Raw genomic sequence first — 16,722 nt, forward strand, 5'->3', positions numbered from 1 at the left:
GCTCGTTACGTGCCCGCTACAGGCAACGAAGTCCTAGCTTTCGGGAGAACCGACAGCGGGCGTTTCACGATGGATGACAAGGCGATTGCAAGGCCCGCGGCAGCTATTCCGGCAAAGACGTCCACGAAGTAATGGCCTCCGAGCAAGGGCGTTACAACCATCGTCGAGGTGCACAACATGAGTGCCCCCGGGCGCATCCACCATACGCCCCACCACGCCCACAATGCGAGGACTGCCGCGGCAGCATGGAAGCTGGGAAATGTGACAATGCCGCCAATATGGGAAAGGTTGAGAATGTGCAGATCGCCGTTCCTGATCGCCGGCAACCGCTCGAGCTGAATCAGATAGCCGGTGGCGGAGTAGGTCGAGAACTCCGGCGACAGATCATGCTGGAGATACGTGCCGATCGCCGGGATCAGCGCGGATATGAAGGCCACGATGAGAAGCGTGAGCAGCGTTGCCAACGTATAGCGCTGTAGCCGCGCATAGTTCTTCGTCAGCCCAAGGACGATCGGAACTCCGAACGGAGGCAGCGCGATTGCCGCATACGCTGTGTAGGCATAGGGGAGAATTTCGGGACGCGCGGTCATGAACCTGTAGTAGGAAGCCCAGTCCAGCCCGAGTATCCTGTCCCAACGATCCAGCGCAGCATCCTGGAGCGCCAGGTTCGCCGACGCCGCCACGTATGTGAGGAGAGCCCCGACAATTGAAAGACAACCCAGTTGCGCGATGGAGACGAGAACATAGCCCAATCGCAGGCCGTAGGGCCGCGACATGAGGAGGTGTCCGAGCGCGATGAAGGTGCCGCAGGATAGCAGGCCGATCCACGCCTCCCTGTCGAGCCCCCAGGAGAAGCCAGCTATCGGAAGCGATATGCCAACGAACAGCGCCAGCGCAGCCAGCGCGATCCAGTTGCGCACGTAAAGTTCGTAGGCCTCAGTCTGACAGTCGGGCGCGACGAGCATTTCATTCCCAAGGGTGGACGCGGCGGAGAGTCGCGCAACCTAAGGAGGAATTAGAACAACTCAACACTCCTTGAATGAATCTAGTTAAAGATGTCTGACTGGAAGAGCTCGCCTAAGCCGCGCAAGAGCGAAGAACGGTGGTTGGCGGCGACGACGGTGGCTCCGCAGTGTCGTCAATGCATGCGGCTACGAACTTGTCGATCGACGGTTACGGTTGCGCGCCTCGCGGTCAACTCCGATGGTGCGGGCAGCCGGGGTCGAACCGGCACAGCGCTTGCGCGCCGAGGGATTTTAAGTCCCTTGCGTCTACCAATTCCGCCATGCCCGCTTGATCCAACGAGATCAACTAGTTAAGTCCACCTCCGGCCGTCTGGAATTGGCGCGTGTCGCGGGCCGGATGGGCGGTTCTTCCTTAAGCGAGCCGGCTGCGCAAGGCAAAGCCTCAATCCGGACATCTGTTGTTGCTTTAGGCATTCTCAATCCACGGGGACTATTCATCCGGCATGGCTGCTTCGTTTTCCTCTCGGCTGCGCGACTCGGGCGCATTTCTGGCGCTGCTCGCCGCGGGCGCCGCGCTGTCCGGCTGCGCTGGCATGACCGAGACGGTCGCGCCGGCCTTTGCCGATCCCGGCAAGTACGAATTGTACGACTGCAAGCAACTCGAGGCTGAGCGTAAGGCGCTCGCCACCCGCACCGCCGATTTGCAGAGGCTGATGGACAAGGCGCAGACCGGGGCGGGAGGCGCGGTCGTGTCCGAGCTCGCCTATCGCAACGACTACATCGCGGTGCGCGGGCAGTCGCAACTTGTCGAAGAGGCCTGGCGCCGCAACAAGTGCCGGGAAACGCCGCCCGGTGCGGCGCCGGCGGCCTCTGCTCCGCAGCGGCCGGACATCAAGCCCGCCCCGCGATCCGGCAGCGCCGTTCGCTGAGCCGGCACGACTGCGCCCCCATCAGGGCCGCCAGCCGTAGATCCAGTCCTGCCGCGCCAGCATGCGCTCCGGGCCGAGCGCGCGGATCGCAACATCGCGCGCGATCGCGAGCGGCCCACCGAGATGATAGATCCGGCCCTGCTGCCGCGCCGTCCGCTGCACCCGCCGCACCCGCGCCTGTCGCGCGCGGCCATATTGCTTCAGCGCCGCCGTAACGTCGGCCGTGCTCTCGGCAGCCTCGAGGCTCAGATGCCGAGCGAGCACGGCGGCGTCCTCGATCGCCATGCCGGCCCCCTGGGCCGCGAACGGCAGCATCGCATGTACGGCGTCACCGAGCAGGCCGACCGGTCCTTGGCTCCACGGGCAGCCGTCGGGCACGCCGAACAGCGCCCATTTGCGCCAATTGTCGACGGCCGTGAGCATCATCCTGGCCTGCGATGGCCAGCGCGGCGCCGCGAAGGCGTCCATCACCTCGAACGGGTCGCCCGGCGTGCTCCAGCCGGGCCTGTTCCAGGTCCCCGGCAGCACCGCGACCACGTTGATCTGGCGGCCGCCGGCGATCGGATAAGCGACGAGATGGGCGTTCGGCCCCATCCAGAGCTGCACCCTCCGCGCGGTAAAATCCTTCGGCAGTTGCGTGGCATCGAGCGTGCCGCGCCAGGCGATCAGGCCGGAGAAGCGCGGCTGCACCTCGGGAAACAGATGCTGGCGTACCGTCGACCAGATGCCGTCGGCGCCGATCAGCGCGCTGGCCAGATCGCTGCGGCGTATCGTGCCGCTGCGATGGACGACCGTCAGCCCCTTGGCGTGGGGCGCCACGTCCTCGAAGGTCGCACCTAACTTCAGGTCGATATCGGGATGGTCGGAGACGGCGCCGGCCAGCGCGGATTGCAGGTCGGCGCGGTGCACCACCCAATAGGGTGCGCCGGCCCGCGCGGAAGCGGCTTCGCCGAGCGGCATGCGCAGCAGTTCGCCGCCGGCCCGCGCGCTCATGACGCAGAGCGCATCAGGCGTGACGGCGCTTCGCTTGAGCCGCTCGGTGAGGCCGAGCTCGACCAGCACGCGGCTGGCATTGGGGGAGAGTTGCAGGCCGGCGCCGACTTCCTCGAGCCGTTCGGCCTTTTCCAGCACGACGATGCGGAAGCCGCGGGCGGCGAGCGCAAGCGCGGCCGTCAGTCCACCTATGCCGGCACCGGCGATGACAATCGTTCGGGAGAGCGCCACCCCTGACCGATGGGGACGGTCAGGCCACCTTGTCCTTCAGCACGCATTCCGGCGGACGGGCTTCGCCCGGCTTCAGGTCGGCGGCGAAACGGTACAGCGTCGAGCAATAGGGGCAGATGATCTCGTTGTCGTTGCCGAGGTCCAGGAAGACGTGGGGATGATCGAACGGAGGATTGGCGCCGACGCACATGAACTCTTGCGAGCCGATCTCGATGACGGGGACACCGGCATCGTTGTGGAAGTGCGGGACGACATGGTCGGACATCGTAGTTCATCCTGGAGTGGCAATGGCGGCAGACACAATCAAACACTGACGCGGCATCTTTGAGGCGCCGCGGACCATACTGTTGGGTGCAGATGATTGCTAGTCCAGCGGAACCGAAAGGTTCGCAATTGCCCCATGCTCATTTGCTCATGCAAATTCGACACAATCTTGCGGCCTGAGAGAAGCCCTTCTTTCGTCGGGGACGTTGTGTCGCAATTTTGGCATACTATGTCTTTGGACAAGCGGAATTGCGACGAAAGACCAACCATCAGGCGCAATGATCTCGGGATCGTCCAGGCTCTTGGCACAACTCTTGGTATCACTCTTGGCATGAAGTGGCTGCGAATCAGCACGGCGTTGACCGGTATTGCAGCATGCAGCTTCATGCTCGCGCAGGTAGCGCCGCATGCCCGCGAGGCCGGCGCGCTCCTCTCCGCCCAGGACGATCCGGCGGCGCTCTCCGAGCTCAAGCTCGATGCGCTGCTGCGGCAGAACGACCGCCTGGTTCAGGACAATATCGAGGCCGCGCTCGCCGCCGGCGACGCTGATCTCGCCGACAGTTTTGTCGCGCTGGCGCGTGAACGCAACATCGCGCTGCCCGACGACCTCCTCAACCGCGTGAGCGATGCGGTCAAGGAAGAGAATTCCACGCGGCATTTCGCCAAACGGTTCGCCACCGGCCTCGTCACCGGCAACGCCGACGATGTCGCGAGCCTGTCCGGAACCGTCGCCGGCGATCTCTTCGTGATCGGCGACATCAGGGACGTCGTGCGCGAGGGCAAGCACCTTGCCATGGGCGAGGACACCGATCGCCTGGTGCTGGGGCTTGCGACCGCGGGCCTCGCCGTGACGGCCGTGACCTACGTCTCCGTTGGCAGCGCTGCGCCTGTTCGCGCTGGACTGACGCTGGTGAAGGATGCCCGCAAGGTCGGACGGCTCGGCGAGGGACTCGCCGCATGGGCCGGCCGGTCGGCGCGTGAGGTGGTCGATACGCCGATGCTCCAGAACGCCGTCGCCAAGGGTTCGGTGTTCCGCCCCGGCGAGACCGCGAGCGCGATCAAGGCCGCGTTCCGTGCCGAGAAGGCCGGTGCGCTGGTCCGGCTCGGCAAGGACGTCACCCGCGTTGCCGAAAGGACCGGCACGCGCGGCGCCATGGATACGCTGCGCATCGCCGAAGGCCCGAAGGACGTCGCGCGCGCGGCCCGGCTTGCGGAAGCGCAGGGCGGCAAGACCCGCGCGATCATGAAACTGCTCGGCCGCGGCGCGCTCCTGCTCGTCGGCGGCATGTTCGATCTGGCGCTCTGGCTGTTCGGCGCTGCACTGACGCTGTTCGGCCTGCTGTCCTCGATCAAGGCGGCGACGGAGCGCCTGACCCAGGCCTGGTGCGATCGCAGACGGGCGCGGCGCCTTCGCCGTGCCAAGATCGCCGCCGAAGCTGCGCTGGCGAATGCGGCCGTCACGGCCTAAGATCAAGGCTCTCCCCCTCAAGACCACGGAACTGCTGATGCCGAGCTTTCACAACGGCGCCGTTGAAATTGCCTTTCTCGACGAAGGCGAGGGCGATCCGATCATCCTGGTGCACGGCTTTGCCTCGAGCAAGAACGTGAACTGGGTCTATCCGACGTGGGTCTCGGAACTGCGCAAGAACGGTCGCCGTGTCATTGCGCTCGACAATCGCGGCCATGGCGAAAGCGCAAAGCTCTACGAGCCCACGCAATACTCGATCCCGACCATGGCCGGCGACGTGCTCGCACTGATGGATCACCTCGCGATTCCGCAGGCCGACATGATGGGCTATTCGATGGGCGGACGGATGACGGCCTGGCTCTCCCTCAACGAGCCGCAGCGCCTGCGCTCGGCGATCCTCGGCGGCATCGGCATCGGCGGCCTGATCGAGGGCACCGGGCCCGGCGAGAACGTCGCGAAGGCGCTGGAGGCGCCCTCGCTCGACGACGTCACCGATCCGGTGGGCCGCACGTTTCGCGCCTTCGCCGATCAGACCCGTTCCGACCGTCGTGCGCTCGCCGCCTGCTTGCGCGGCACCCGCGACCTCATGACAAAGGAAGAGGCCGCGCGCATCGACGTGCCCGTGCTGATCGCGGTCGGCAGCACCGACGACGTCGCAGGATCCGCCAGCGCGCTCGGCGCCATCATCCCGGGATCGGAAGTGCTCGATATCCCCAACCGCGACCACATGCGTGCGGTCGGCGACAAGGTCTACAAGACCGGCGTGCTCGACTTCCTGTCACGCCGCGGCTGAGGTCTCGTCGTCAGGCTGGTCGTCACCGATACGACGCGCCAGCGCCATCAGCACCACGAAGGTCGCGACCCACACCATCCGTGCGCCGTAGCGGTCGTGCGGGCCCGAGATCACGCCGCAGATGAAGGCGTTGCCGAGCAGCGCCAGCGTGACGGTTGCTGCCAGCAGCGTCAGATCGTCGAGCCGACGGCTTGCGAGCGCATGCGCGAGCAACCCGACCAGCGCCAGCATCGAGGCCAGCGCGACGGGAACGTGCAGCCAGTTGACGTGATCGAAATCGAGGCCGTGATTCTGTTGCCGCGCCGCGCGCATCGGCGCGACTTGCGCCGGGATGTAGCGCTCGATGATGCCGTAGGTGTGCCCGATCCAGACACTGGTGCCTTCGCCGGTGGCCACATGCAGCAATTGCTGGCCCATCGCCCGCAACGCCGCGCCGGCCTGCCACGCCGGATAGTCGGCAAGCGAATGCACGACGATGTAACCCATCTCGTCGTTCATGCCTTCGAAGCGGCCGAGCGTGTTGAACATGCTCTTGCCCCACAGGAACTCGTCGGCGGTCGCCGGCAATTGGTTGCGATAGGGGCAGAGCTTGTAGTGCTCGCGCGGGCAATGATCGTTCAGGAAGCGCGCGACGATACCGTCCTGCATCATGCGTCCGAAAGCGACGCCATAGCCGCCGGGCGTCCAGGCCCATTTGCCCGACAGCGCATGGTTTGCCGACACGAGCATCAGGCCGCCCGCGACGATGGTGAGGCTTGCCTGCGCCAATCCGGCGAGCGGCAGGCGCGCTCCGAGGAACGGCCGCACCATCCAGCCGGCAGCGCAGAGACCGAACAGCACGCCGAGTGTGGCGCTGTGGGTCGCGGCGGCAAAGGCGGTGAAGACGAACAGCGAAATCTTTTCGAGGCCCGACGTCCGGCTCGCGCCGACGACCAGCAAGAACAGGGACAGGATCGAGAGCCCCGCAAAGATGTCCGTGAGCAGCATGCTCGCGAGCCAGGGCAGCGCGGTCGACAGGATCAGGCTGAGGCTGATCGCGACGAAGCGAGACGTCTGCATCAGCCCGAGCACGCGCAGCGTCAGTTGCAACAGCCACAGCGTCGCCAGCGACTGGCCCGCGAGATTGATCCAGAAGCCGAAATTCTCGCCGTAGTGCAGATAGAGGCCGAACACGGTGGAGCGGCTCGGGACCAGATAGCCTTCGTACCAGCGCGCCAGATAGCCGCCGGTATCCCATTGCAACAGCGGATAGCCGTTCCAGAACGCCGGTGCGATCAAGAGGAGGGGTAGCCCCACCGCCGCCAGCCGCAGCCAAAGCGAGCCCCTGGCGCCCGCGCGCAATTGGTCGGTGGTGATGCTCAAATCCGCTCCGTCGTGTTCCCCGACCATGCCCGCAATAGCCGTCGAGGCGGAATTCACCAATAGTTTGACGCCGCCCGGCTTGAATTTGGCAAAATCCTGACCATTTTGAGCCGACCTCGCCGCCTGGGGGCGTCAGAAGAAATTGTTGCGTTTCAAGGCGTTGGCGTGCTTTCGCGGAGCAACTCACTGTTCACTCTCAGGCAAGCCCGTCGGGACTTCGTCGGCTAGACTGTGGTATAGAGCCAGCAAAATGAGCCAATTCGAAAGAGCAGATCCTATGGCAGTGCATCAGGTCAGTCCGGGAGGAAAGCTCGCAACGCTCGATCCGATCTGGGATCGGATCCGCGGCGAAGCGGAGGATATCGTCCATCGCGAGCCGGAGCTTGCGACCTTCATCTACTCGACGGTGCTGCATCACAGTCGCCTGGAAGATTCGGTAATCCATCGTCTCGCCGACCGGCTCGATCATTCCGCGCTGTCGGGTGATCTCGTTCGCCAGACCTATGACGAGGCGCTGCGCGAGGCTCCCGATCTCGGCAACGCCTTCCGCGCCGATCTCGTCGCCGTCTACGACCGCGATCCCGCGACGTCGCGCTTCATCGACCCATTGCTCTACTTCAAGGGCTTTCACGCCATCCAGACCCATCGCCTCGCGCACTGGCTCTATCTGAAGGGCCGCAAGGACTTTGCGTATTATCTCCAGAGCCGCGCGTCTGCGGTGTTCCAGACCGACATCAATCCCGCCGCGCGCATCGGCCGCGGCATCTTCCTCGACCACGCCACCGGCTTCGTCTGCGGTGAGACCGCGGTGATCGAGGATGACGTCTCGATCCTGCACGGCGTCACGCTCGGCGGTACCGGCAAGGAGAACGAGGACCGTCATCCGAAGATCCGTCACGGCGTCCTGATCGGCGCCGGCGCAAAGATCCTCGGCAACATCGAGATCGGCCATTGCGCGCGCATCGCCGCCGGCTCGGTCGTGGTCAAGCCGGTGCCGCACAACGTCACGGTTGCCGGCGTGCCCGCCAAGATCGTTGGTGAAGCCGGCTGCGCCGAGCCGTCGCGCACCATGGATCAGATGATCAACGCGATGGGACTTTGAGCGAGAGAAAAGGGCCGGATTCTCCGGCCCAGCTCGTCCCCAAATTCTTTGGCAATTCAAGCTGGCGGTTCGTCGCGTCTCGTCCTAAAACCCGCCGACCAATTTCGATCGGAGACTTGCCGTGGACGTCAAAGAAGTCAGAAAGCTGGACGCGTATCTGAAGCGCGTATTCGGCAATCCCAAGATCCGCGTCGTGCCGCGGCCGAAGAAGGATGATTCCGCCGAGGTCTATATCGGCGAGGAGTTCATCGGCGTGCTCTTCGTCGATGACGAGGATGATGATCGCTCGTTCCAATTCCAGATGGCGATCCTCGAGGACGATCTCGTCGATCAGGAATAGTCTCGCGCCCGACGGCGTCGCGCGCGTCGCGACGCCGTACCTATTGCTTTGACAGAATGCGCAGCCGCGCCGTGGCATCAGCGACAATGATGCTGTCCGCATCGACAAGCTCGGCTTGCACGACCATGTCGCGATCCGTCCGTTCGATGACCCGTGCCCTTGCCGTGATCGATCCAACTGCTGCGGGCTTCAGGAAGCGCGTGTCCAAGCTCCTTGTGACCACGGTCAAGTCAGGAGAAAGCGCGGCCAGCGCGCAAATCCCGGTGGCGGAGTCCAGCATTGCCGCCAGGAAGCCGCCCTGGATCGTGCCATGCCTGTTGGTGAACGCGGGCTGAGCGTGGAAGCGGATCAGGGCCTGCCCGCCCTCGTCAAAGCCGAGCCATTCGCGCCCCAACAATTGGGCGCCCGGAGGCAGGTTTGCTGCTGCATCGATCACGTCGATCACCGCGCTTGATGTTGTTGGCGACGAGCCTATCAGCCGGTCAATGCGGCGCAAACCGATCCGCGCTCATCCCTTTGGTCCGCGCAACTGCGCTGACAGCCGGTCCAGCGCTTCCGCGACATCGTGCCATTGCGACAGCCAGCTGCGCGGAAAGCGGAAGGTGAGGTCGGCGCCGCCGACGCGGCGCTCGGAGAGACACATGCCGGGTGTGGCGGCATCGCGCGTGCAGCGTGCGGTCAGCGCGGGGCTTGCGGCGGAATAGAAGTCCTCGCTGCCGTAGGGCGTGTCGGCGCGGAACATCCGCATCGTCAGCCCGTCCGCCGCATTGGTCGCGGCCTGGTCGAGATAGCGCGGATAGATCGTGGCTGTTCGCTGCTCCGGCGCCAGCGCATCGTGATGCGCCGAGATCGACAGGAAGACGCGGTCGATCGGTTGCATCGCTTCTTCCACGGTGTCGGCGGTGACATGTTTCGGTGCGCCCGGCGGCTCAAGCGAAGGGTAGAGGAAGTCGAGATCGATGCGCTCCTGCGGCCCGGAGTGCCGCTGGATCTTCATCCGGATCGCGGTCGTGGGAACGTTGAACAGCGTGCCGCCGACACTCACCGGCAGCCGGTCGGGAGCATTCGCGCCGCCCGAGCCCCAGGTCGGCCACAGCAAATAGGCGACGAGCGCCACCGCGCCCAGCGCCGCAGTGCCGCCGAGCACGATCGGGACGACATGCGCCCGAGGGTGCGTCCTGGAGGACCTGAGGGGAGCTGCCGAAAACATCGTCATGAGCTTGCGCGAGTCGAACCGGGAAGTCGGCCGGTGGCCGACGAATCAGCGGCGAATATGCCATGCGGCGGCGAATTCGCGGAGCATTCCCGGCCGCCGGGACGGGGGAGGGCCCTGCGCGGATCGGCCCCCGACGTTAACCTTCCCTTAAGGATAATGTAGCGTTAACCAGCACTCTTTGTCACAGGAAGGCTCCGGCGTTGCGTAAGGGCGGACCGTTCCGATGACACCTGAAGCCTTCAATTCTCTGTTCTCGATCTGCATCGGTTTCGCGCTCGCGGGCGCGCTCGTGAACGGTTACCAAGCGTTTGCGCAGCGGCCCGCCGGCTTCGGCCTGTTGCAGGACGGCGTGGCGCCGAAGACGTTTGCCGCGGTTCCGTTCCTGGTCTTCGCGGCGCCCTTCATCATCATGCGCAACACGTTGCGCGGCATGCGGGTGGAAAGCCGCCGTGTCGAATTCGTGATGATGGCGACCGTCATCGCCGGCTTCTGGAGCATGATGAGCGGCACCTTCTTCCTGATGACGCTGCGCGCCGCCGGCGTTCTGGTCTGACGCTTCCATTGCACGGGACGCTCTGCGTCCCCTGCGTGGCGCGGCGGCCCTTTGCCTCAGCGTCGCCGTTTCGCTATGGCTGGGTTGACGCGACAGGAGAACCCCATGGCGATCTACGAGCTCGACGGACAGGCACCCGATCTTCCCGCCGACGGGAATTACTTCATCGCCGAGACCGCGACCGTGATCGGCCGCGTGCGCCTGAAGCCGGGCGCGAGCGTGTGGTTCGGCGCCGTGCTGCGCGGCGACAATGAGTGGATCGAGATCGGCGAGGGCGCCAATGTGCAGGATGGCTCGACCTGCCACACCGACCTCGGCTTTCCCTTGGTTATCGGCAAGAACTGCACCGTCGGCCACAACGTCATCCTGCACGGCTGCACGATCGAGGAGAGCGCGCTCGTCGGGATGGGCTCGATCGTGATGAACGGCGCGAAGATCGGCCGCAACAGCATCGTCGGTGCGGGCTCGGTCATCACCGAGGGCAAGGAATTTCCCGAACGCTCGCTGATCATCGGCTCGCCCGCGCGTGTGATCCGCACGCTCGATGACGCCCAGGTGCAGAAGATGGGGAGTGCCGCGAGGTTCTACGTGGCCAACGGCCCGCGCTTCAAGAAAGGCCTGAAGCGGATCGGCTAGCTGCCTTCGGACTCGCGGGCTTCCATGGCGCCCGCAATCTTCTCGTGGCCCGCCGACCACAGCGCATGCTCATCGCTGCCGTCCGAGTAGGGATTGGCTTCGGCCGGGATGTTTTCGCGTGCGGCGCGTTCGCCCTCTGCAAAAGGATCGCGATCGGTCATCGTGATTTGGCCTTTCTGGCTTTGGAACGCGCAGCCGGCTTGGCAGGGTCCTTGTTTGCGCTGATCGCGCCTCCATCCTCGCTTTCAAGCTGATGTGACGGAATTTGTTCCGGAACGCGTCCTGGGCGGGACCGTTGACAGCCAAAGGAGCATTCCCGATGGCCCCGTCGCCTGCAAACACTTCAATCAAGACCTTGATCGTGATCCTCAGTCTCGCCGCGATGCCGGCGGTGTCGTTCGCGCAAACGACCGGTGCCGCGACCGGATCGACGGGAGGCGTCGCCAACTCCCCGGCGCCGCCGCCTGGCACCAACAGCCTCGGTACGGCGCAATCGTCAGGAGCGTCCCGCGGGGACACCACCGGCGCGGCCACAGGCGGGTCTCCAGATGCCGCGGTCAATGCCGAGAACAAGCTGCTCGACAAGAAGATGAAGGGCATCTGCCGCGGCTGCTGATGCTCGCGCGGAAGTGAGACAGTGAGGCTGTCAGGAAGGCGCGGGTAACGTTAGCTTGGTCCTGCTTTGAAGCGTGGAACGTCTCCACGCGGAGGATCGAGTGATGTTACGCAAGATGATGATGGCGGCCTTGGCCGTTGCGGCAGTCGGCTTGTCGGCGCCGCAGGCGGCCGAGGCGCGGGGCGGTTTCGGTCATGGTGGCGGCGGCTGGGGCCACGGCGGCGGCGGCTGGGGCCATGGTGGCGGCTGGGGCCATGGCGGTCACTGGCGTGGCGGCGGCTTCTGGCCCGGAGTGGCCATCGGGGCGGGGCTCGCCGGTGCCGGCTACTACGGCGGCTATTACGGCTACGGCTATGGTTACGGCGATCCCTATTACTATGGTACCGGCTACGACGATGGCGGTTACGGCGGCTGTTACGTGGTGCGGAAGCGCGTCATGACGCCGTCCGGCTGGCGTGTCCGCAACGTGGATGTCTGCGAATAGCGGCCACGAGGCACAGTCAGAAGCCAGATCTGCCAAAAGACTGGCCCCACTAAAGAACAAGGCCGTTGACGCAGTATACCGTCAACGACCTTGCCAGCCCCGGACATTGAAATCGGCTCACGCCATCCGGTAACCGCCAGCATGGCGCGGAATCATACGGGGGAATGTGATCCAGTTCACATGTGGAAAAATTTAAGTCGCGGACCCTGACCCGGCTAGCCGCGCGAGCGCTTGCGGGTGCTGGCGTGGACACGGCGCGACGGTTTCCTGCGGGTAACCGAGGGGGTCTCCGCCTCCGTGGCCCGGGCGCTGGCAAAGGACTGCCGAAGGCTGTCGATGGACTCGTTCAGCGTCGTGACCTGCTCGGACAGCCGCTTGGTGTCGGCCTGCTGCGCCGCCATCAGGCGCTTCATGGTCTGGAGCTGGTCCTGAACGACCTGGAGCTGGTCGATCGATTCCTGCTGGGTCGCCTCCAGACCCTTGGTCTTCTCGACGAGTTGCTCGGATGCCTGGGCCGTGCGGGCCTGGAGCTGCCGCGACGCCACCACCCGGTCGGTCTCTGGAGTTGCACCGGTATAGGCGCGCCAGATCGCGATTGAGGTCGCGCCGGCGATGAGGAGCAGGAGGGCTGCGGCGGTCAGCGCAATCGGCTGGGCGCCAAGGCGAAGGAAGGGGTTGGACGGCTTGTCCTGGGCGAGATCGATCATCGCTGACAAAACCCAAATTGAAACTTGGTGAGTGGCGAAGTGCGGCAACCAGTGGTCGCCGGGACGTCCCGAAAGTGTTACCATTCAGCAACAAATGGGACCAAAAAGAGGCTAACGGCAAAAACCAGCAATCAGTTGGTCTTGAGGCCCCCGAAGGTCCCCAAATGAGCCGGGATCAAGGCTGGAACGGCGAAAACGGCCCCAAATAGGTCTTCGAGCGCGGCGCCGCATAGGGCCCGAGCCGTGAGGTCTTCAGTCCCAGCCGCACCAGTGATTCTGCCAGCGTGACCGCCGCGGCGACGCCGTCGACCACGGGCAGGCCATGTGTGGCGGCGAGCTCGGCGGCGAGGTCAGCCATGCCGGCGCAGCCGAGTACGATGGCTTCCGCGCGATCGTCGCGGACCGCGGCGGTGATCTCCGCGGAGATCTTGCCGAGAGCATCAGTATTGCGCTCCTCGAGCGCGAGCACCGGGACCTCGGCGGCGCGGACGTGAGCGCAGCGCTCAGCGAGACCATATTTTCGCAAATTATGCTCGATCGGCACGATCGAGACACCGAGCGTCGTCACCACGGCAAAGCGCGCCGCGATCAGGCTCGCCATATGGAAGCCGGCTTCCCCGATGCCGATCACCGGCGCTTTCGCGGCGGCACGCGCGGCGTCGAGGCCGGTGTCGTCGAAGCAGGCGATGATGTGGGCGTCGGTGCCGTCGCGGTCGGCGTCGCGGATGCAGCCGAGCATGCCGGGCACGGCGAAGGCCTCGTCGTAAAAGCCCTCGATCGAGACCGGGCCCATCGCGGGCTGGCGCGCGTCGATCAATGTGTCGGGCAGGGCGACGCGGCGTGCTGCAGCGGCGATCTTCGCCGTCATCGACGCGGTGGTATTGGGATTGACGACGTGCAGTCGCATCAGTTCAGACAAGCCCCTTGTCAGACAAGCCCTTGGCCGGCATCCGAGCCCTTGGCCGCCTGCCGTTTGTTGAGCATGTGGATGGTGCCGAGTGCAAGGGCGATCACGGTGAACGACACCGCCGAGATCACGGTGCCGAGCGCATAGATGTCGGGGTTCGTCACGGTGGTGGTGAGGCCCTGGAGATCGAGCGGTAGCGTGTTCACCGCCCCGATCGCCTGGCTGGAGCGGGCAAGCTCGTCCCAGGACAGCGTGAAGCCGAACAAGCCGATGCCGATCACGGAGGGCAGGATGATCGGCAGCACGACATGACGGAAGGCCTGCCACGGCGTCGCACCGAGATCGCGCGCGGCTTCCTCCAGCCTGGGATCGAAGCGGTTGAAGATCGCGAACATGATCAGCAGGCCGAACGGCAGCGTCCAGGTCAGGTGCGCACCTAAGCCCGAGGTCAGCAGGCCCATCGATGTCTCGAAGTTTTCGTTCCAGTGCGCCTTGATCAAATCGTCGATGATGCGGAATTCGAGCGAGATGCCGAGCGAGGTGATGATCGAGGGCACGATCAGGCTCGCGATCGCCGAGTAAAATAGAATGCCCTGCGCCTTGAACTTGCGGCGGAAGGCCATGCCGGCGGCGACCGACAGCACGACGGTCACAACCATCACGATCAGGCCAAGCAGCAGCGAGCGGCGGAAGGCCGCGCCGAGATCGACGATGCCGGTGCCCTGGAACAGTTTTGCGATCCAGAAGGTCGACACGCCGTTCATCGGGAAGGTGAGGCCGCCCTGCGGGCCCTGGAACGACAGGACGTAGATCGCGATCATCGGGCCGTAGAGAAACAGCACATAGGCCGCGAAGAAGATCGCGAGCACGTAGAACGAGCGCGGGCGTCCCTCCTTCATGCTCTAGAGCTCCTTCTTGATGTCGACGATGCGCGACATCATGGTGATGATCAGGAAGGTGATGATGAGCAGGATCACGGCATTCGCGGCCGCAGCCGGGAATTGCAGCGCGTTCACCCGCGTTTCGATGATCTTGCCGGCCGCCGCGATCTGCTGGCCGCCCATCACGCCGATGGTGATGAAATCGCCCATCACGATGGTGATGACGAAGATCGAGCCGATCACGATGCCGGGCTTGGAGAGCGGGATGATGACGTTGACCAGCGTCTGGAAACCGGTGGCGCCGGCATCATAGGCCGCCTCGATCAGCGACTTGTCGATGCGCACCATCGAATTGAAGATCGGCACCACCATGAAGAAGGTGAAGAGGTGGACCAGCGCCAGCACCACGGAGAATTCGGAGAACAGCAGCCATTCCAGCGGATGGTTGATCAATCCGCTCTTGACCAGTCCGGAGTTCACGAGGCCGTTGCGTCCGAGCAGCGGGATCCAGGCGATCATGCGGATCACGTTGGAGGTCCAGAACGGGATCGTGCAGAGCAGCGACAATCCCATCTGCCAGGTCTTGGACTTGACGTGGAAGGCGAGGAAGTAGGCGACCCAGAAGCCGATGAAGAGCGTGATGATCCAGACCAGGAAGCACAGCTTCAGCGTCTTCAGATAGGTCTTGGCGATGGTGCAGAGATCGGGGAGCTGCGCGATGCAGCCCTCGAACGTGTCGGTGTAGCCACGGCCGGAGAAGGCCGGCAGCAACTGGTATTCGTTGTAGTCCCAGAACGAGACGATGACGACGAAGACCAGAGGGATCAGGAAGAAGGCGAGAAACACCAGCATCATCGGCCCGGCCTGGAGCCAGGAGATGAACGAGGGCGACAGGCGCGTCGCTTTTGCGGCGCGCGCCGTGCCCGACCCCGGGATCAATCCCGGGGACGCCTGTTGCAGGATGTCCTCCGACGTGTCCATCACGTTAGGCCGCGATGAACTCGTTCCATTTGCGGACCATGTAGTCGTTCTCGTCCATCACGGCGTTCCAGCAGGCGACGCCACCCATGCGGTCCTCGTAGGAGCCGCCGTCGCGCACCGCGCCGGCCTTCTCGAGCAGCGAGCCGTCGGGCGCCTTGATGTCCTTCTCGGCCGGCTTGCCTTCCATCCAGTACGCCCACTCGTAGGGCTCCATATGCGCCTTCGCGGTGGAGAGCACGGCGGAGTAGTAGCCCTGGCGGTTGAGATAGGCACCGGCATAGCCGGACAGGAACCAGTTCACGAACTCATAGGCCCATTCGAGCTTCGCACCGGACACGCCCTTGGAGACGCAGAAGCCCGAGGCCCAGGAGCGATAGCCTTCCTTGAGCGGCTGGAAGGTGCAGGCGATGCCCATTGAGCGGACCTTGGTCACCGCCGGCGACCACATCGACTGGATCACGGTCTCGCCTGACGCCATCAGGTTGACGCTCTCGTTGAAGTCCTTCCAGAACGCGCGGAACTGGCCGGCCTTCTTGGCTTCGGTCATCACCTTCATGGTGAGATCGATTTCTTCCTTGGTCATGTTGCCCTTGTCGGCATATTTGTACTTGCCGGTGGCTTCCACGACCATCGCGGCATCCATGATGCCGATCGAGGGGATGTTGAGAATCGAGGCCTTGCCCTTGAATTCGGGATTGAGCAGCTCGGACCATGAGCTGATCGGCCGCTTGATCAGGTCGGGACGAATGCCGAGCGTGTCGGCGTTGTAGACGGTCGGGATCAGCGTGACGAACTCGGTCGCCGACGTCGCGAACTTCTTGGAGTCCTTGCCTTCGAGATAGAGCACCTTCCAGGGCGCCGTGCCCTGGCCGCCGATCTTTTTGCCGCCGGGCGTCTCGCCCTTGGTGAAGACCGGCGTGATGTTGTCGAATTCCTTGATCTTCTTGGCATCGAGGGCAAGGATGTTGCCCGACGGCACGATCTTCTTCAGCGAGAAATATTCGGTGTCGAGCACGTCGAACGAGTTGGGCTGGGTCATCACGCGCTTGGTGACGTCATCGGTGGTCGCGGTGATGTATTCGATCTTGATGCCGGTGTCCTTGAGGCACTGCTTGGAGATGTCGTCGCCTTCGTTCACGGCGGTGCCGAGATAGCGCAGCACCTTCGCATCGGCCGATTTCACATAGGGGAAGCCGGTGATGGCGCCGGAGCCGGCGGCGAGGCCCGCGAGACCCGCGGTGCCCTTGAGCAGCGTGCGGCGGCTGACGCCCTTCGTCCTGGTGGTCTCGGTCAT

At 64.4% G+C, this 16,722-nt stretch carries 21 protein-coding genes and 1 tRNA gene; 9 read left to right on the forward strand and 13 right to left on the reverse strand.

Annotated elements, in window-relative coordinates:
• Positions 1-5 precede the first annotated feature (5 nt).
• Both BJ6T_RS19970 and BJ6T_RS19975 read right to left on the reverse strand, forming a co-directional pair.
• Positions 6-965 carry a phosphatase PAP2 family protein gene (locus BJ6T_RS19970; protein ID WP_014494277.1) on the reverse strand — a complete coding sequence of 320 codons (960 nt, stop codon included), beginning with the start codon at positions 963-965 and terminating at the stop codon, positions 6-8.
• A gap of 239 nt (positions 966-1,204) precedes the next feature.
• Positions 1,205-1,293: transfer RNA gene (locus BJ6T_RS19975), tRNA-Leu, on the reverse strand.
• Positions 1,294-1,468: 175 nt separating this feature from the next.
• Between BJ6T_RS19975 and BJ6T_RS19980 the strand changes: the two genes are divergently transcribed.
• A complete protein-coding gene (locus BJ6T_RS19980) occupies positions 1,469-1,894 on the forward strand; it encodes a hypothetical protein (protein ID WP_014494278.1) in 426 nt (141 codons plus the stop codon).
• A gap of 21 nt (positions 1,895-1,915) precedes the next feature.
• Here BJ6T_RS19980 and BJ6T_RS19985 read toward each other — a convergent pair whose 3' ends face one another.
• Positions 1,916-3,118, reverse strand: coding sequence for an FAD-dependent monooxygenase (locus BJ6T_RS19985; RefSeq protein WP_014494279.1), 1,203 nt, complete (start codon positions 3,116-3,118; stop codon positions 1,916-1,918).
• Positions 3,119-3,137: 19 nt separating this feature from the next.
• Complete coding sequence (locus tag BJ6T_RS19990; protein WP_008562814.1) at positions 3,138-3,383, reverse strand: zinc-finger domain-containing protein; 246 nt, start codon at positions 3,381-3,383, stop codon at positions 3,138-3,140.
• A gap of 330 nt (positions 3,384-3,713) precedes the next feature.
• On the opposite strand from BJ6T_RS19990, the gene BJ6T_RS19995 reads away from it, so the two are divergent.
• A complete protein-coding gene (locus tag BJ6T_RS19995; RefSeq protein ID WP_028170186.1) occupies positions 3,714-4,850 on the forward strand; it encodes a hypothetical protein in 1,137 nt (378 codons plus the stop codon).
• Between the two features lie 37 nt (positions 4,851-4,887).
• Positions 4,888-5,643: an alpha/beta fold hydrolase gene (locus tag BJ6T_RS20000; RefSeq protein ID WP_028170185.1), complete on the forward strand. Its 756-nt coding sequence runs from the start codon at positions 4,888-4,890 to the stop codon at positions 5,641-5,643.
• Here the strand turns inward: BJ6T_RS20000 and BJ6T_RS20005 are convergent.
• Positions 5,629-7,005: a hypothetical protein gene (locus tag BJ6T_RS20005; protein ID WP_014494282.1), complete on the reverse strand. Its 1,377-nt coding sequence runs from the start codon at positions 7,003-7,005 to the stop codon at positions 5,629-5,631. The two genes, BJ6T_RS20000 and BJ6T_RS20005, sit on opposite strands and share 15 nt — an antisense overlap.
• Before the next feature lie 277 nt (positions 7,006-7,282).
• On the opposite strand from BJ6T_RS20005, the gene cysE reads away from it, so the two are divergent.
• Both cysE and BJ6T_RS20015 read left to right on the forward strand, forming a co-directional pair.
• Positions 7,283-8,107, forward strand: a complete 825-nt coding sequence (gene cysE / locus BJ6T_RS20010; RefSeq protein ID WP_014494283.1) for a serine O-acetyltransferase — start codon at positions 7,283-7,285, stop codon at positions 8,105-8,107.
• Positions 8,108-8,228: 121 nt separating this feature from the next.
• A complete protein-coding gene (locus BJ6T_RS20015; RefSeq protein WP_007602550.1) occupies positions 8,229-8,447 on the forward strand; it encodes a DUF3126 family protein in 219 nt (72 codons plus the stop codon).
• Between the two features lie 40 nt (positions 8,448-8,487).
• On the opposite strand, the gene BJ6T_RS20020 is transcribed toward BJ6T_RS20015, so the two are convergent.
• Together BJ6T_RS20020 and BJ6T_RS20025 are read right to left on the reverse strand one after the other, a co-directional pair.
• Positions 8,488-8,943 carry a PaaI family thioesterase gene (locus BJ6T_RS20020; RefSeq protein ID WP_225894828.1) on the reverse strand — a complete coding sequence of 152 codons (456 nt, stop codon included), beginning with the start codon at positions 8,941-8,943 and terminating at the stop codon, positions 8,488-8,490.
• 12 nt (positions 8,944-8,955) lie between these two features.
• Complete coding sequence (locus tag BJ6T_RS20025; protein ID WP_028170184.1) at positions 8,956-9,663, reverse strand: hypothetical protein; 708 nt, start codon at positions 9,661-9,663, stop codon at positions 8,956-8,958.
• 223 nt (positions 9,664-9,886) lie between these two features.
• Between BJ6T_RS20025 and BJ6T_RS20030 the strand changes: the two genes are divergently transcribed.
• Together BJ6T_RS20030 and BJ6T_RS20035 are read left to right on the forward strand one after the other, a co-directional pair.
• Complete coding sequence (locus BJ6T_RS20030; protein ID WP_014494286.1) at positions 9,887-10,216, forward strand: DUF6949 family protein; 330 nt, start codon at positions 9,887-9,889, stop codon at positions 10,214-10,216.
• 105 nt (positions 10,217-10,321) lie between these two features.
• Complete coding sequence (locus BJ6T_RS20035) at positions 10,322-10,852, forward strand: gamma carbonic anhydrase family protein (RefSeq protein WP_014494287.1); 531 nt, start codon at positions 10,322-10,324, stop codon at positions 10,850-10,852.
• Here BJ6T_RS20035 and BJ6T_RS47300 read toward each other — a convergent pair.
• The gene (locus tag BJ6T_RS47300) at positions 10,849-11,013 is read right to left on the reverse strand and encodes a hypothetical protein (RefSeq protein ID WP_014494288.1); all 165 of its coding nucleotides are present in this window, start codon (positions 11,011-11,013) and stop codon (positions 10,849-10,851) included. The two genes, BJ6T_RS20035 and BJ6T_RS47300, sit on opposite strands and share 4 nt — an antisense overlap.
• A gap of 158 nt (positions 11,014-11,171) precedes the next feature.
• On the opposite strand from BJ6T_RS47300, the gene BJ6T_RS20040 reads away from it, so the two are divergent.
• Positions 11,172-11,468: a hypothetical protein gene (locus BJ6T_RS20040; protein ID WP_014494289.1), complete on the forward strand. Its 297-nt coding sequence runs from the start codon at positions 11,172-11,174 to the stop codon at positions 11,466-11,468.
• A gap of 103 nt (positions 11,469-11,571) precedes the next feature.
• Entirely contained in the window at positions 11,572-11,952 is a 381-nt protein-coding gene (locus BJ6T_RS20045) for a hypothetical protein (protein WP_014494290.1), read from the forward strand.
• A 215-nt stretch (positions 11,953-12,167) separates the two neighbouring features.
• Here the strand turns inward: BJ6T_RS20045 and BJ6T_RS20050 are convergent, their stop codons facing one another.
• From BJ6T_RS20050 to BJ6T_RS20070, 5 genes are all read right to left on the reverse strand, one after another.
• Positions 12,168-12,659: a hypothetical protein gene (locus BJ6T_RS20050; RefSeq protein ID WP_014494291.1), complete on the reverse strand. Its 492-nt coding sequence runs from the start codon at positions 12,657-12,659 to the stop codon at positions 12,168-12,170.
• 175 nt (positions 12,660-12,834) lie between these two features.
• Complete coding sequence (locus tag BJ6T_RS20055) at positions 12,835-13,566, reverse strand: aspartate/glutamate racemase family protein (RefSeq protein WP_014494292.1); 732 nt, start codon at positions 13,564-13,566, stop codon at positions 12,835-12,837.
• Positions 13,567-13,586: 20 nt separating this feature from the next.
• Positions 13,587-14,465 (reverse strand): ABC transporter permease, encoded by an 879-nt coding sequence (locus tag BJ6T_RS20060; RefSeq protein WP_014494293.1) that lies wholly within the window; start codon positions 14,463-14,465, stop codon positions 13,587-13,589.
• Positions 14,466-14,468: 3 nt separating this feature from the next.
• Complete coding sequence (locus BJ6T_RS20065; protein WP_028170183.1) at positions 14,469-15,428, reverse strand: ABC transporter permease; 960 nt, start codon at positions 15,426-15,428, stop codon at positions 14,469-14,471.
• Between the two features lie 4 nt (positions 15,429-15,432).
• Positions 15,433-16,722: an ABC transporter substrate-binding protein gene (locus BJ6T_RS20070; protein WP_014494295.1), complete on the reverse strand. Its 1,290-nt coding sequence runs from the start codon at positions 16,720-16,722 to the stop codon at positions 15,433-15,435.

It is taken from the genome of Bradyrhizobium japonicum USDA 6 (assembly GCF_000284375.1).
GTDB lineage: Bacteria > Pseudomonadota > Alphaproteobacteria > Rhizobiales > Xanthobacteraceae > Bradyrhizobium > Bradyrhizobium japonicum.

Bases quoted from the DNA above. Each gene is read 5' to 3' on its own strand.
- BJ6T_RS20025 (WP_028170184.1), bottom strand. From the start codon at position 9,663: ATGACGATGTTTTCGGCAGCTCCCCTCAGGTCCTCCAGGACGCACCCT.
- BJ6T_RS20045 (WP_014494290.1), top strand. From the start codon at position 11,572: ATGTTACGCAAGATGATGATGGCGGCCTTGGCCGTTGCGGCAGTCGGC.
- BJ6T_RS20035 (WP_014494287.1), top strand. From the start codon at position 10,322: ATGGCGATCTACGAGCTCGACGGACAGGCACCCGATCTTCCCGCCGAC.
- BJ6T_RS19980 (WP_014494278.1), top strand. From the start codon at position 1,469: ATGGCTGCTTCGTTTTCCTCTCGGCTGCGCGACTCGGGCGCATTTCTG.
- BJ6T_RS20030 (WP_014494286.1), top strand. From the start codon at position 9,887: ATGACACCTGAAGCCTTCAATTCTCTGTTCTCGATCTGCATCGGTTTC.
- BJ6T_RS19970 (WP_014494277.1), bottom strand. From the start codon at position 965: ATGCTCGTCGCGCCCGACTGTCAGACTGAGGCCTACGAACTTTACGTG.
- BJ6T_RS20040 (WP_014494289.1), top strand. From the start codon at position 11,172: ATGGCCCCGTCGCCTGCAAACACTTCAATCAAGACCTTGATCGTGATC.
- BJ6T_RS19990 (WP_008562814.1), bottom strand. From the start codon at position 3,383: ATGTCCGACCATGTCGTCCCGCACTTCCACAACGATGCCGGTGTCCCC.
- BJ6T_RS20065 (WP_028170183.1), bottom strand. From the start codon at position 15,428: ATGGACACGTCGGAGGACATCCTGCAACAGGCGTCCCCGGGATTGATC.
- BJ6T_RS20055 (WP_014494292.1), bottom strand. From the start codon at position 13,566: ATGCGACTGCACGTCGTCAATCCCAATACCACCGCGTCGATGACGGCG.
- BJ6T_RS20000 (WP_028170185.1), top strand. From the start codon at position 4,888: ATGCCGAGCTTTCACAACGGCGCCGTTGAAATTGCCTTTCTCGACGAA.
- BJ6T_RS47300 (WP_014494288.1), bottom strand. From the start codon at position 11,013: ATGACCGATCGCGATCCTTTTGCAGAGGGCGAACGCGCCGCACGCGAA.
- cysE (WP_014494283.1), top strand. From the start codon at position 7,283: ATGGCAGTGCATCAGGTCAGTCCGGGAGGAAAGCTCGCAACGCTCGAT.
- BJ6T_RS19995 (WP_028170186.1), top strand. From the start codon at position 3,714: ATGAAGTGGCTGCGAATCAGCACGGCGTTGACCGGTATTGCAGCATGC.
- BJ6T_RS20060 (WP_014494293.1), bottom strand. From the start codon at position 14,465: ATGAAGGAGGGACGCCCGCGCTCGTTCTACGTGCTCGCGATCTTCTTC.
- BJ6T_RS20050 (WP_014494291.1), bottom strand. From the start codon at position 12,659: ATGATCGATCTCGCCCAGGACAAGCCGTCCAACCCCTTCCTTCGCCTT.
- BJ6T_RS20070 (WP_014494295.1), bottom strand. From the start codon at position 16,722: ATGACCGAGACCACCAGGACGAAGGGCGTCAGCCGCCGCACGCTGCTC.